The organism is Streptomyces sp. NBC_00353 (assembly GCF_036108815.1).
Taxonomy (GTDB): Bacteria; Actinomycetota; Actinomycetes; order Streptomycetales; family Streptomycetaceae; genus Streptomyces.
Map to the genome: position 1 here is coordinate 1,517,091 of NZ_CP107985.1, position 13,927 is coordinate 1,531,017.

Genomic DNA, 13,927 nt, shown 5'->3' on the forward strand with positions numbered 1-13,927 from the left:
TCAGCTCTTGACGGCGCCGGTCAGGACGCCCTTGGTGAAGTAGCGCTGGATGAAGGGGTAGACGCACAGGATCGGGACGGTGGCCAGCACCACCACAGCCATGTTCACCGTCTGCGGGGCGAACTGGATTTGCTCGTTCACGCCGCCGCTCACCTGGATCAGGCTGTTCTGGCTCTGCACGACGTAGGTGCGCATCCAGGTCTGGAGCGGCCACATCGTCGACTGGTCGGTGTACAGGATCGCCCGGAAGAAGTCGTTCCAGTAGCCCACCGCGTAGAACAGCCCGACCACCGCGACGACCGCCTTGGACAGCGGCAGGACAATCGTCAGCAGGGTCCGCAGCTCACCGGCGCCATCGATCTTGGCCGACTCGAACAGCTCGGCAGGGATGCCCTGGAAGAAGCCGCGCATCACCACCAGGTTGAACGCGCTGATCAGGACGGGGAGAAACAGAGCCCAGTAGGTGTTGCGCAGACCCATGCCGTTGACCACGAGGAAGCTCGGGATCATTCCGGCCGGGAAGAGAAAGGTGAACAGGATCATCAGCATCACCGGCTTGCCGCCGACGACGCCGGGCCGGGCCAGGGCGTACGCCAGCATCACGGTGCACGCCAGACTGAACGCCGTGCCGACCACGGTGACCAGGCCGGAGACTGCGAGCGCCCGCGGGATCTGTCCACCGGAGAAGACCAGTTCGTACGCCCTGAAGGTCCATTCGTCCGGCCACACCGCATAGCCGCCGTTGGCGATCACCTGATGGTCGGGGGCGAAGCTGGTCGCGATCACAACCCAGAACGGGACCAGCACCACCAGGACGGTGACGACCAGGGCAAGACCTTTGGCCCCCTGCGTGAACGGCTTCGGCTTCTCCATCCAGGCTGGACGCTCGGCGGGCTCCGGAACAGCAGCACTCATCAGCGGTACACCCCCTGCTCGCCCATCCGGTGGGCGATCTTGTTCGCGGTGAAGACGAGGCAGGCGCCGATCACGCCCTTGAACAGGGCGGCGGCAGCCGCCACCCCCCAGTTCTGGTCGCGGATGCCGTGGTAGAAGACATAGGTGTCGATGACCTCGGACACGTCGGGCCCGAAGGCGTCGCGCTGCAGCAGGATCTGCTCGAAGCCGACCGAGAGGATGTCGCCGAGGCGCAGGATCAGCAGCAGGAAGATCACGGCGCGCAGCCCCGGGAGCGTCACGTGCCAGAACCTTCGCCACGGGCCCGCCCCGTCCAGGGCCGCGGCCTCGTACAGACCGCCGTCGACCTGGGCCAGCGCGGCAAGGAAGATGATGGTGCCCCAGCCGCACTCCTTCCAGATCAGCTCGAGCACCATCAAGGGCTTGAACAAGTCAGGATTGCCGATGACGTCGACCAAGTGACCGTCGGATCCGCCCAGCACACCGTTCAGGACGCCGTCCGCCCCCAGCACCTGCTGGAAGAGGGCGACCACGATGACCCACGAGATGAAGTGCGGCAGATACACCACGCTCTGGACGAATTTCCGCACCCGTCCCTGGATCAGGCTGTGGAGCAGCAGAGCCAGCGCCAGCGGAACGGGGAAGTAAAAAACGAGCTGCGCCAGCGAGATGACCACCGTGTTCAGCGCGGCCTGCCAGAACGCCGGCTCACCGAACAGAGCCTGGAAGTTCGCGAAGCCCACCCACGGGCTGTCCTTCACTCCCAGGAACGGCATGTATTCCTTGAACGCGATCACGTTCCCGAAGAGCGCCAGGTACTGGAAGACCAGGAAGAAGAGGACACCCGGCGCCATCAGCAGCAGTAGCGTGCGGTCCCTGCGTATCCGGGACCGGAGAACGGCGGTGCGCGGGCTCTCCTTCCCGGGCCGGCCGATGACGACCGGTGTTCGCCGGCGCGCCTCCGGTTCCTTGACTGCGACCGACATGCAGCTCCCCTCTCCATGGCGTCCGGCGTGCCCTGCGCCCGATTCGAGACACACGTCGGCCCAAGGGGCATGGCGCGTGAAGGATGCGGGAGCAGAGGAGCGGCTCGCCGCGCGCTCCACATATCGCCGACGTTCCGGCGACGTTCCGAATACTGGCGAGCGTTCCGATCGCAGTCAAGGGGTCAGGATCGAAGTTTCGATCCTTCGATCATTACGATCGAATCAACTAGCTCTTCACCTCGGCGCCACAGGACTGCCGTACACGAAGCTCGGGCAGCAGGGCCAAGTGCCGTTTCGTACCCGCCCGCTGCCCCTGCCGACACTCCCGCACACGCCGGAGCAGCAGCTGCACGGCCTCTCGGCCGACCTCGTACTTCGGCGGTGCGACCGCCGTCAGCGGGAGATCGGAGAGGGCCGCCACGTCGTCGTCGTACGCAATGATCGCCAGGTCCTGCGGTATCCGGAGCTGCGGCTCGAGGCCGCGCAGGATCTGCAGCAGGAGGATGGCATCCGTGTCGCTGAGCACGACTGCCGCGCTCACCCTCCCTGCGTCGACAGCCTTGACCAACCTCTTCGCCGCCTGCTCGAGGCGGCCCGTGTCGAGTTCGCCCGCGTACAGATCGATGGGGTCGATCGGCGGCCCGGCGATCCCGGCAGACCGCAGCGCCGCCTCGTACCCGGCCCGCACCTGCACTCCCGTCGCGCTGCCGCCGGCCAACAGCGCGATGTCGCGGTGCCCGAGCGAGACGAGGTGACGCACCGCAAGCCCGACTCCCGCGTAGTGGTCCGAGCAGACGAAGTCGAACTCGGCGGCCTGCGTTCCCGCGGCCGCACGGCGTTCGAGCATGACGGTCGGAACGCCGAAGTCGAGGTCAGAGGCGTCCTCCTCGGAGCCGTCCCGCATCCAGCCCGGAGTCAGCAGCAGCCCGTCGATGCCCGAGTCCAGCAACCTGCGCGCCTGCTCCTCGTCCTGACCTGGGATATAGCCCGAGAAGCCGAGCACGAGCCGGCCGCCGGCCGACTGGACCTCCTCCCGCACACCTCGAATGATCTCTCCGAAGTAGTACTGGGATTGCGGAACCACCAGGCCAAGGGTGACACCTGCGCCGTCGGCCAGGTCCGACGGGCCCGCTTCCGGGATCAGCTGCGGTCCCTGCACGGACGCGGCAGCCGATGCGCCGGGCCAGGAGACCGCGCCCCGCGTCCGGTCCAGCCGCCCGGCGGTGGACAGAGCTTCCACATCGCGGCGAAGGGTGACCGTGGACATCCCCAGATGGTGCGCAAGGTCGGTGACCCGCAGGCTGCCGTGCCGGCGGACCAGTTCAAGGATCCGCTCATGGCGTTCGTCGACCGAGTACCGCACACCGGGCTCCCACGCTGGTAGGGACGTCATTCGTACAGCTCAGACTACTCCGGCGATCACGACGATCGATCTGATTCATTTTCGCTTCTTCGATCATTCGATCTTGACGATCGAAACGACGATCCTTAGGGTCGGCGCATGACCGTCCAGACCACGGACTCCCACGAGTCGCCTCTCCCGGGTCCGCAGCCGCACCGCCGGCCCCGAACCCTGCTGGCGATGGACCCCACCGTGACCACCACGCTTCTCAGTCCACGCACGCTCCGCAGGCTCGCGCAGACGGCGGAGGTGGACCGCGAGCTCATCGTCGACGACTTCTCGCGGGCCGACGCGCTCGCGGCCCTGCGCGACACCGAGGTGCTGTTGACCTTCTGGGGCTGCCCTCCCGTCGACGATTACGTGCTGACCGCGGCGCCCCGGCTGCGGGCTGTCGTCCACGCGGCCGGCACGGTCAAGTCACATGTCACCGAGGCGTGCTGGGAGCGCGGATTACTTGTCTCCTCGGCGGCGGCGGCCAATGCGCTGCCCGTCGCCGAGTTCACCGTGGCCGCGGTGTTGCTCTCCAACAAGCGCCTGCTGGAGGTGCGCGAGGCCTATCGCCGGATCCGTGGGGAACACGACTGGCGCGCCGCCTTCCTCGACGTCGGGAACTACCGCAGGACCGTCGGCATCATCGGCGCCTCGCGCATCGGCCGACGGGTGATCGAGCTGTTGCGCCCGTACGACCTGGAGGTCATCGTCCACGATCCGCATCTGAGCAGGACCGATGCCGCTGCCCTCGGAATCCGCCCCGTCGGGCTCGACGAGCTCTGCGAGAGCTCCGACGTGGTCAGCGTGCACGCCCCCGAGATACCTGAGACCCGCCACATGATCGACCGCCATCGGCTCGGTCTGATGCGGGACGGCGCGACACTCATCAACACCGCGCGCGGTTCGCTCGTCGAACAGGACGCGCTCACCGAGGAGCTGGTTTCGGGCCGGCTGTACGCCGTGCTCGATGTCACCGAGCCCGAGGTGCCGCCCACGGGATCCCCTCTGTACGAACTCCCCAATGTGCTGCTCACCCCGCACTTCGCCGGCTCCTTCGGCAACGAGGTGCAGCGGATGGCCGACTCGGCGGTCGACGAGATCGCCCGGTACGCGGCCGGGCTGCCGTTCGCCCACCCCGTGCTCCGCGACGAGTTGGGGCGCACGGCGTGACCATGCAACCGTGGTTTCCCGAGGCCAAGCTCGGGATCTTCGTCCACTGGGGGATCTACGCGGTCCGGGGTGTCGCGGAGTCCTGGTCGTTCTTCGGCGGGGACATCTCCCACGAGGAGTACATGGAGCAGTTGGGAGGCTTCACCGCATCGAGCTACGACCCGGACGACTGGGCGAAGCTCTTTGCCGGCGCCGGCGCCAGGTACGCCGTACTGACGACCAAGCACCACGATGGCGTCGCGCTGTGGGACACCCGGCAGACGGATCTGTCGGTCGTTCGGCGCAGTCCGGCGGCCCGGGATCTGGTCGGCCCCTTCGCCGAAGCGCTGCGCCGCCGGAGTCTGCGCGTCGGCCTCTACTTCTCGCACAACGACTGGAGCCATCCCGACTACCCCAGCGTCCGGCCCGCGCAGCTGCACAGGCCGTGGGTCGACAACCGCCGCGCGATGCCGGCGCCCGGCCAGGAGGACCCCGAGCGCTGGGAGCGCTACCTGGAGACCGTGCACCGCGGGCAGATCCGCGAGCTGATCGAGGGATACCGGCCCGACCTGCTGTGGTTCGACGGTGCCTGGGAGCGCGACGAGCGGCAGTGGCGGATGAAGGAACTCCGCGAGGAGATCCTCCGGCTGAGCCCCCGGACCGTACTCAACGGCCGCATGCTCGGCCACGGCGACTACGCCACCGCGGAGCTGGGCGTCCCCATCCAGCGCCCGGACGGGCACTGGGAACTCTGCTACACCATCGGCGACATGTGGGGGTACCAGCCCCAGGACGTCAACCACAAGTCGGTGCGCGAGCTGGTGAGAGTCTTCACCGAGACCATCGGCCACGGCGGCAATCTGCTGCTCAACACCGGCCCGGCGGAGGACGGCAGGATCCGCGCGGACCACGCCCGGCGGCTCGAGGGTCTCGGCCGGTGGATCCGCCGCAACAGCGAGGCCGTGTACCCCACCGAAGCCGGCCTTCCCTACGGACATCACTACGGTCCTTCGATGCTCTCCAAGGACCGCCGCACGCTCTTCCTCGTCTGCTTCGACGCGCCCCGTGCGTTCGTCGAGCTCCGCGGCCTGCGCAACACCGTCAAGAACATCTCCGTGCTCGGCACCGGCGAGCGGCTGGACCACCGGGTCGTCGGCGGCTTCGCCAGTCGCGGTGTGCCGGGCGTGGTCCGCATCTACACACCCGCCACCTGTGATCCCTACGCCACCGTGCTCGCCCTCGAACTCGACGGCGAACTCGATCTCTACCGCGGTCAGGGCGAGGGCTGAGCCGGCCTGCTTCCCGACCGGCCGCCCGACGTACGTCAGTGGTCCCTAGGGTACGGGCTTCGTTCCTGTCAGATGCGGCTGCCGGAGGCGGTGTCGGACGACAGCCGTTGCGCGAGATAGATCGGTATGACGGACAACAGGACAAGGACGGCGGCGACGACGTTGACGACCGGGGCCTGTTGGGGGCGGGCCATGTTGGAGAAGATCCAGACGGGAAGGGTCTGGACGCCGGGCCCGGCGGTGAAGGTCGTCACGACGATCTCGTCGAAGGACAGGGCGAAGGCGAGGAGTCCGCCCGCCACCAGCGCGGAGCGCACCAGCGGGAAGGTGATGTCGACGAACGTACGGAAGGTGTGGGCCCCGAGGTCCATGGCGGCCTCTTCGTACGACCCTGGCATCCGGCGCAGCCGGGCGATCACGTTGTTGAAGACGACCACGATGCAGAAGGTGGCGTGGCCGACGACCACCGTGAACATTCCGAGGCCCACTCCCAGCGGTTCGAGGACCGTACGGAAGGCGGTGTTGAGCGCGACACCGGTGACGATGCCCGGCAGTGCGATCGGCAGGACGACCACGAAGGAGATGGCCTCGCGTCCGAAGAACTTGTAGCGCTGGCAGGCGAAGGCGATGAGTGTGCCGAGGACCAGGGCGATCGCGGTCGCCCCGAGCCCGGCCCTGACCGAGGTCCACAGCGCGTCGCGGGCGCCCGAACTGTGCCAGGCGGCAACCCACCAGTCGAAGGTGAGGCCCGGTGGCGGCCAGCCCGAACTGCGGTCCGGGTTGAGGGAGTTGATGAGGACCAGGAGCAGCGGGACGTAGATCACCGCGAAGCCGAGCCCGGCGGCGATGCGCAGTGTGACGCGCGCGGGGCGGGAGAGATTCATCGGGGGCCTTCGCTGTGCGTGATACGGGGGTGAAGGAGAGGGGTCAGAGACTGCTGAGGGCTCCGGTACGGCGCACCGCGAGCAGATAGAACACGATGATCACGACGGGCACGGTGCCGAGTGCGGCGGCCAGCGGCAGGTCCAGGGTGATGTTGGAGTAGATGAGGTTGCCGATGAGCTGCGTCTTTCCGCCGACGATCTGTACGGCGATGTAGTCGCCGAGACTGAGCGAGAAGGTGAAGACCGAGCCGGCTGCGATGGACGGCAGGATCATCGGCAGCACGACGGAGCGGAAGGTCCGGCCGGTGCGGGCGCCGAGGTCGGCGGAGGCGTCGAGGAGGCTGGCCGGGAGCTGCTCGAGTCCGGCGTGGATCGGCAGGATCATGTACGGCAGCCACAGGTAGGTCAGCACCAGGACGGTCGCGGTCAGGCCGTAGCCGGGCCCCTCGAGTCCCAGTGGTTTCAGCGCCCAGTCGAGCAGACCGCCCTGGGCGAGGATGAGTCGCCAGGCATACGCCTTGACCAGGTAGCTGGCCCACAGCGGAGTGAGGATCGCCACGACGAGGAGCGGTCGCCGCCTGGGGTTGGCGATGCGGGCTGTGTAGAAGGCGATCGGGAAGGCGATCAGTACACACAGCGCGGTGACCGCGAGGGCGACGCCGATGCTGCGCAGGGCGACCTGACGGTAGACGCCGGTGGTGAACAGTGCGGTGAAGTTGTCCGTGTTCCAGATCTTCACCACGTCGGAGGTGAAGGAGTCCGTGGTCCAGAACGCGGAGAGGAACAGCACGGTGAGCGAGCCGAGGTAGGCCAGGGCGAGCCAGGCCAGTGGTGCGGAGAGCAGCAGGGACAGCTGCAGCCGGGGGCGGCGGTGCAGGGTCCCGGCGAGCCGCCGGACGGGTCCGGCGGCAGGCACGGTGGTGGTCATGGACAGGTAACCCTCAGCCCTTGATCTCGGTCCAGGCCTGGACCCACTTGGCGTACGGCACACACTTGGTGTCCGTACGTCCGTCCACGCACTGCGCGATGGGCGTGGTCCAGAAGTGAACGTCCTTCCAGTACGACTCGTCGGCAGCGTGGTAGGTGGTGCAGTGGTTCTTGTCCGCGGTCAGCGTGCAGGCCTTCTCGTTGGACGGGGCCTCACCGAAGTACTCGGCGACCTGGGCGTTCACCTTCGGCGAGATGATCCAATTCATCCAGCTGTAGGCGCAGTTGGGGTGCTTGGCCTTGGCGGAGATCATCCATGTGTCCGACCAGCCGGTGGCGCCCTCCTTGGGGAGGACGGCCTTGACCGGGACCTTCTCGGCCTGGGCGGTGTTCAGGATCACCTGCCAGCTGGTGCCGACCACCGAGTCGCCGCTCTTGAAGGCGGAGACCTCCTTCAGATAGTCGCTCCAGTACTCACCGACGTTGGCGTTCTGCTCCTTGAGCAGGTCGACGGCGGCGTCGAACTGCTTCTGGTCCAGGGCGTACGGGTCCTTGATGCCGAGGGACGGCTCGGTCTTCATCAGGTACAGGGCGGCGTCCGCGATGTAGATCGGCGAGTCGTACGCCGTGACCTTCCCCTTGTATGCCGAGGACTTGTCGAAGACCGCGGACCAGGAGTCGGGCGCCGGGGAGACCTTCTTCGTGTTGTACATCAGCAAATTGGCGCCGCGGCCGTGCGGGATGCCGTACGAGACACCCTTGACCGAGTTCCACTGCTGGTCCTTCAGCCCGGAGAAGACGTCCTTGTAGTTGGGCACCAACTCGGTGTTGACGGGCGCGGCGTCGCCGGAGGCGATCAGTCGCAGCGCCGCGTCGCCGGAGGCGGAGACCGCGTCGTACTGACCGGTCTTCATCAGGCTGACCATCTCGTCGGACGTGCCCGCGGTCTTGGTGTTGACCTGACAGCCGGTCTGCTTCTCGAAGTCGGTGACCCAGTCGACCTTCGGGTCGTTGGAGCCGTCCTCGGCGTAGCCGGCCCACGCGATCAGGTTCACCTGGCCCTCCGTCTTGCCGAGGGTCTTCTGCGCGGTGAGCTTGGGCGGGGTGAAGTCGCTGCCGCCGGGCGACGTGGCAGCGGTGTTCGAGGAACCGCAGGCGGTGGCGAGGAGCAGGGCGCCGAGCGCGGCCGCTGCTCGGGACGTTCGGTTCAGACGCACAGGGTTCTCCACGGGAGGGTTGGGGTGGGGACGGGTCGTGCGGGTGTGTGCGCTCACCGGGCCTCAGGGACCTGGAAGTTGTGCCGTCGGTGCCACTGGAGCGTGACCCGGGAGCCACGGAAGGCGGCGACGTCCTCGGAGGAGGTCTCCAGGTTCTGCTGGAGGGCGGTGAGCCTGCCGCCTGCGTCGAGGTCCACCAGGAAGCGGGTGGCGTCCCCCAGGTAGACGACCTCCGCCACGGTGCCGGTGGCACTGGAGTGCTGCGGCTCGTCGGCGATGGCGGATTCCTTGAGCACGCGGATCTTCTCCGGCCGGATGCTGTACGTTCCCCGGTCGCCCACGACCTGCTCCGCGGCGTCGTCGGTCAGCAGGTTCGACGTACCGACGAAGCCCGCGACGAACGGGGTGGCGGGACGTTCGTATATCTGGGCCGGGGTCCCGATCTGTTCGACGCGGCCCTGATTGAAGACCGCGATCCGGTCGCTCATTGTCAGCGCTTCCTCCTGGTCGTGCGTGACGAAGACGAAGGTGATGCCGACCTCGCGCTGGATCGCCGTGAGCTCGACCTGCATCTGCTCGCGCAGCTTGAGGTCGAGGGCGCCCAGCGGCTCGTCGAGCAGCAGCACCTTCGGACGGCCGACCAGGGCACGGGCCAGCGCCACGCGCTGGCGCTGGCCTCCGGAGAGCTGGGACGGGCGACGCGTCCCGAAGTCCGCGAGACGCACGCTCGCCAGAGCCTCCCTGGCCTGCTTCAGACGCTCGGCCTTGGGCACCTTGCGGACCTTGAGGCCGTAGGCGACGTTCTGCTCCAGGGTCATGTGCGGGAAGAGCGCGTAGTCCTGGAAGACGGTGTGCACATCGCGCTCGAAGGGTGCCAGACGGGTGACGTCGGAGCCTGCAAGCTCGATGGTTCCGCTGGTGGGAGCCTCGAAGCCGGCGATCATCCGGAGCACTGTGGTCTTGCCGGAGCCGGACGGCCCCAGCATGGAGAAGAACTCGCCGTCCGCGATCTCCAGGTCGACTCCGGCCACAGCCTCTGTCCGGCCGAAGGACTTACGCAGGTTCTGCAACCGGATGGCCATTCCCTCCATGGGGGGAACCTTTCTGGTGCTGTCGGGAGTTGACCGTAAACATATGAAGTCATAGTTCTAATTTCAAGGCCCCGCTAAGGTAAAAGCTGGGTCAACTGGCAAGGTGGTGATCGTGAATCGAGACAGACCCGGCGCCCGCAGAGTCGTCTTCACGCCCGTCGACACCCTGGCCCGCGTGGATGCCGTCGTGCGGCGGCTCGGTGATGCCATCGACCTCGGCCTGCTCGCCGACGGCGAGCAGCTGCCCGGCGAGTCCGACCTCGCCGCCCAGCTCGGCGTCTCCACCGTGACCCTTCGGGAAGCGCTGATGGCACTGCGGCAAAGGGGCCTGGTCACCACCCGCAGGGGCCGTGGCGGAGGCAGCTTCGTCACCGTGCCCGACGGTCCTGCGGAGGACCGGCTGCTCGCCCGCCTCTCCGACTGGAGCACCGAGGAACTCCGCGATCTCGCCGACCACTGGGCAGCCGTCTCGGGTGCCGCCGCGCGGCTCGCGGCCCAGCGCACCGAGCCCGAGGATCTGCAGCAACTGCAGAGATCTCTGGGAGAGTTGGTGGAAGCCAAGGACTCGGGGGCGCGCAGCCGCATCTTCGGGCGCTTCCATGTCGAGCTGGCCGCGGCCGCCCAGTCCGCCCGGCTGACCAGGGAAGAGGTCACTCTCCAGACCGAAGTGGGGGCACTTCTGCGCCTCGTACTCTGCGAGGACGGGCACCTCGAGGACACAGCGGATCGTCACCGCGCCGTAATCTCAGCCGTGCATGATGGGGCGGATGACCGTGCCAGGGCCCTGGCCGAACAATGCGTGCAGGCCTCCATGGCGCGCCTGATCGAACTCCGCCTCGGCTCGGCCGACGGTGCGCGCGGTCCCCGTCCGAAGGAGGGCCCCGATGGGCAGCAGTCCCCGTCTCGCAAGCGCCGGATCGGCAGTACTTGACGAGCCGGCCGTCGCCGACGCGGCCGCCCGCGTCCGAGACGCGCTCGAAGGAGTCTTCGACGCTGTGGGCAGGACCGCCACGGACACGGAAGCGGTGCTGGCTTCGGCCGTCGCGGACGGCCGTCGACCGGTCTCGGCCGATCTGGCCGCACTCCGCCCCGGCCTGCACGCCTGCCTCGCCCAGTACGAACTGGTCTCGGGGATCGGCTTCGTGGCGGCGCCAGGACTGCTCGACGACGTACCGGCGTGGCTCGAGTGGTGGCAGACCACCGTGGACGGTGCCGTGCATCCACTGCTGCTCGACCTGGACCCGGAGCACTCGGCGTACTCCGACTACACCCACTGGGACTGGTTCACCCTGCCGCGCGACACCGGACAGCGGGCGGTCGCGGGGCCGTACGTCGACTACCTCTGCTCCGACGAGTACAGCCTCACCCTTTCCTCACCGGTCGCGATCGGGGGACGCTTCATGGGAGTGGCCGCCGCCGACGTCTACCTGCGGCGCTTCGAAGCGGTCGTCATGCCTCTGCTCCAACGCCTGCCGGGACCCGCCCGCCTGGTCAACGCGCGCGGCCGGGTCGCCGCCTCCACCGACCCCCGCCACCTGGTCGGATCACTCACCAAGGGCCCGGACTTCGCGGCGGTACTGGCCGGCTCGGCCGACGGCGCCGACCACGGCGGACTGCAGTTGCGCCCGTGCCACGGCGTCCCCCTGATCCTGATGACGACGGCGCCCCCGGCATGAGGCAGGCCGCCCGCCTCGTTGCGGGGCTGCATCTGCGACGGGTGCGGTCGACTGATGCCGCAGTCGCATGGGCGGTCACCGGCCCGCCCCTCCCCCGCCGCTGAGCCGTCAGGGAACCCGGATCAGGTGCACCGCCGCGCTCGCCCAGTCGCCGGGCGGCAGCTCGGGCTGTATCCCGTACTCCCGGAGCACGGTCGCGGAGTGCACCGCGCCGGTGCGGGCGTCACGGTAGCGGGCGGCGGGGTCGAGGCCGGCCGGCCGGAGCGGGCGTGACGGCCTGCCATGTGGTGATGATGCCCGCTGCCAGACGAGCAGGAGTGTCTCGCCGCCGTCGGCGGCGACGTACTGCGTCGCGGCCGGTCCATCGTCGACCGGGGCTCGCAACCGGTGCTGTGCGCCGTGCTGTACGAGGTGGCGTACCCGCTTGTACTCGGCGAGCAGGCCGGCGCCCTCGGCCAGTTCGGCGTCGGACCACCGGGAGAGGTCTCCGCCGATGCCCAGGACGCCGGCCATCGCCACATGGAAGCGGAAGCGCAGGGGGACGGAACGGCCGGTGAGCTGGTTGGGCACATCGGTCACCCAGGCGGCCATGGTCCGTGCCGGGTAGAGCTGGCTGTATCCGTGCTGGATGGTGACGCGGTCCGCGGCGTCGGTGTTGTCCGAGGGCCATGCCTGATCGGTGCGGGACAGTATGCCCAGGTCCACCCGCCCTCCGCCGCCGGAGCACGCCTCGATCCGGAGGTTGGGGTGATCGGCGCGGAGCCGGTCGATGACGTCGTAGAGGTGGTGGACGTACGTCGTCCACACCTCGTCGGCCCCGTCCGCCCTGTCCGGCCAGCCGGCTTCGCTGAACGCGCGGTTCATGTCCCACTTCAGGAAGTCGATACCGTGGTCGCCGACCAGCCGGGTGAGCCATCCGTACGCCCACTCGGCGACGTCGTGACGGGCGAGGTTGAGGACCAGCTGGTTGCGCAGCTCGGTACGGGCGCGGTGGGGGAAGTGAAGCACCCAGTCCGGGTGCTTGCGGTAGAGGTCGCTGTCCGGGCTGACCATCTCCGGCTCCACCCATAGGCCGAAGCGCATACCGAGCCGGTGCACCTCCTCGACCAGGGGCGTCAGCCCTCGGGGAAAGCGGTCCGGGGTCGGCGTCCAGTCACCGAGTCCGGCCTCTTCGCTGCGGCGCCCCCCGAACCATCCGTCGTCCATGACGTAGAGCTCCACGCCGAGCGCCGCCGCCCGGGCGGCCAGCGCCTTCTGGCCCGCTTCGTCGACGTCGAAGCCGGTCGCCTCCCAGGAGTTGTAGAGGACCGGCTGGATCTCCTGGGGGTGCGGCAGTACATGGGCGAGGGTGTACGCGTGCCAGGCACGGCTCGCCGCGCCGAAGCCGCCCTCGCAGTAGAGGCCGGCGTGGACCGGGGTGGTGTACTCCTCACCGGGGCCGAGCGGGAGGGACGGGCCCTCGTGGCCGGCGCCGGCGGTGAAGCCCGCACGGCCGTCGGGGGTGCGCTGCACGGTGATGCGCCAGCTGCCGCTCCAGGCCAGCGCCGCGCTCCACACCTGGCCGTGGTTCTCGGTCGCGTCGCCCGCGTCGAGCATCACCCAGGGGTTCGCGTGGTGACTGGTGATACCTCGTCTGCTGGTGAGGACTGTTTCGCCGAACGGCAGCAGGTCCCGGCGAAGTTGGGTCTCGGCCGACCACTGGCCGGTGACGTGGCTCAGCCGGTAGTCGTCCCGGAGCGGCAGGGTCCAAGCGGCGGAGTCCGCACGCTGGAGTGCGACGGGGGCGTCGCCGTCGTTGCGCAGCACGGTCCAGCGTTCGATGACGTCGCTGTCGTCGTGGACCCGGTAGTGGAGTGCCACCCGAAGGGGGTGGAGGCGGTCGCGGAAGTCCAGGACCAGCTCGGCCGAGCCCGGCGCCGGCTCGTGGACCCGGTGCCCGGTGGCCTGCCATTCGAAGGCGCGGGTGCCGTCGGCGAAGCGCACCTGCAGCGAGGGCGGTCCGTACCGCGGTCCACCGTCGACGGGCAGTTCGTCACCGACGGACGGCCGTCCCTCGAAGCTGCTGGCCGGGGGTGCCGGCTCAGTGACGAACTCCTGGACCTCCTCAAGCGCCAGCGCGGGTCCCCACGCAAGGTGGCAGGGCGCTCCTGTCGCATCGATCCGTAGCGCGTACGAGGTGCGCGGGGTGGAGAGCAGCCAGACCCCGGTGTCGGCGGCGAAGGCGATCACAGACATTGATCCTCACGTTCAGGTTGCACCACGAAGGCAGTCGGCAGCCAACTGTGCCTTTGATCAGCTGTCAACCCCCCGGGCCAGTATGGGATTTGCATGCTTCTTCCACGCTGAGTTGAGATTTCGAAAGAGCCTGTTTCTTTTATTGACAGCAGAAAAGAACACCCT

At 68.4% G+C, this 13,927-nt stretch carries 12 protein-coding genes; 4 read left to right on the plus strand and 8 right to left on the minus strand.

Annotated features, from left to right (window positions below; translation table 11 throughout):
* From OHA88_RS07290 to OHA88_RS07300, 3 genes are all read right to left on the minus strand, one after another.
* Positions 1–915: a carbohydrate ABC transporter permease gene (locus OHA88_RS07290; protein ID WP_328624742.1), complete on the minus strand. Its 915-nt coding sequence runs from the start codon at positions 913–915 to the stop codon at positions 1–3.
* Positions 915–1,901, minus strand: a complete 987-nt coding sequence (locus OHA88_RS07295; protein ID WP_328624743.1) for an ABC transporter permease — start codon at positions 1,899–1,901, stop codon at positions 915–917. Before OHA88_RS07295 ends, OHA88_RS07290 begins: the two co-directional genes overlap by 1 nt.
* 226 nt (positions 1,902–2,127) lie before the next feature.
* The gene (locus tag OHA88_RS07300; RefSeq protein ID WP_328624744.1) at positions 2,128–3,294 is read right to left on the minus strand and encodes a substrate-binding domain-containing protein; all 1,167 of its coding nucleotides are present in this window, start codon (positions 3,292–3,294) and stop codon (positions 2,128–2,130) included.
* 189 nt (positions 3,295–3,483) lie between these two features.
* On the opposite strand from OHA88_RS07300, the gene OHA88_RS07305 reads away from it, so the two are divergent.
* Positions 3,484–4,464 carry a hydroxyacid dehydrogenase gene (locus OHA88_RS07305; protein WP_443044355.1) on the plus strand — a complete coding sequence of 327 codons (981 nt, stop codon included), beginning with the start codon at positions 3,484–3,486 and terminating at the stop codon, positions 4,462–4,464.
* Positions 4,461–5,732 (plus strand): alpha-L-fucosidase, encoded by a 1,272-nt coding sequence (locus OHA88_RS07310; protein WP_328624746.1) that lies wholly within the window; start codon positions 4,461–4,463, stop codon positions 5,730–5,732. Before OHA88_RS07305 ends, OHA88_RS07310 begins: the two co-directional genes overlap by 4 nt.
* Positions 5,733–5,800: 68 nt before the next feature.
* On the opposite strand, the gene OHA88_RS07315 is transcribed toward OHA88_RS07310, so the two are convergent.
* The 4 genes from OHA88_RS07315 to OHA88_RS07330 are packed head-to-tail and all read right to left on the minus strand — an operon-like array spanning position 5,801 to position 9,851.
* Positions 5,801–6,616, minus strand: coding sequence for an ABC transporter permease (locus OHA88_RS07315; protein ID WP_326607367.1), 816 nt, complete (start codon positions 6,614–6,616; stop codon positions 5,801–5,803).
* A gap of 43 nt (positions 6,617–6,659) precedes the next feature.
* Positions 6,660–7,544 carry an ABC transporter permease gene (locus OHA88_RS07320; protein ID WP_328624747.1) on the minus strand — a complete coding sequence of 295 codons (885 nt, stop codon included), beginning with the start codon at positions 7,542–7,544 and terminating at the stop codon, positions 6,660–6,662.
* A 13-nt stretch (positions 7,545–7,557) separates the two neighbouring features.
* Complete coding sequence (locus OHA88_RS07325; RefSeq protein WP_328624748.1) at positions 7,558–8,760, minus strand: ABC transporter substrate-binding protein; 1,203 nt, start codon at positions 8,758–8,760, stop codon at positions 7,558–7,560.
* 53 nt (positions 8,761–8,813) lie between these two features.
* Positions 8,814–9,851 carry an ABC transporter ATP-binding protein gene (locus OHA88_RS07330; protein WP_328624749.1) on the minus strand — a complete coding sequence of 346 codons (1,038 nt, stop codon included), beginning with the start codon at positions 9,849–9,851 and terminating at the stop codon, positions 8,814–8,816.
* A gap of 112 nt (positions 9,852–9,963) precedes the next feature.
* Between OHA88_RS07330 and OHA88_RS07335 the strand changes: the two genes are divergently transcribed.
* Both OHA88_RS07335 and OHA88_RS07340 read left to right on the plus strand, forming a co-directional pair.
* Positions 9,964–10,782, plus strand: a complete 819-nt coding sequence (locus OHA88_RS07335) for a FadR/GntR family transcriptional regulator (RefSeq protein ID WP_328624750.1) — start codon at positions 9,964–9,966, stop codon at positions 10,780–10,782.
* Positions 10,736–11,527 carry a cache domain-containing protein gene (locus tag OHA88_RS07340; protein WP_328624751.1) on the plus strand — a complete coding sequence of 264 codons (792 nt, stop codon included), beginning with the start codon at positions 10,736–10,738 and terminating at the stop codon, positions 11,525–11,527. Before OHA88_RS07335 ends, OHA88_RS07340 begins: the two co-directional genes overlap by 47 nt.
* A 108-nt stretch (positions 11,528–11,635) precedes the next feature.
* Here OHA88_RS07340 and OHA88_RS07345 read toward each other — a convergent pair whose 3' ends face one another.
* Positions 11,636–13,762: an alpha-galactosidase gene (locus tag OHA88_RS07345; RefSeq protein WP_328624752.1), complete on the minus strand. Its 2,127-nt coding sequence runs from the start codon at positions 13,760–13,762 to the stop codon at positions 11,636–11,638.
* Between the last annotated feature and the right edge of the window lie 165 nt (positions 13,763–13,927).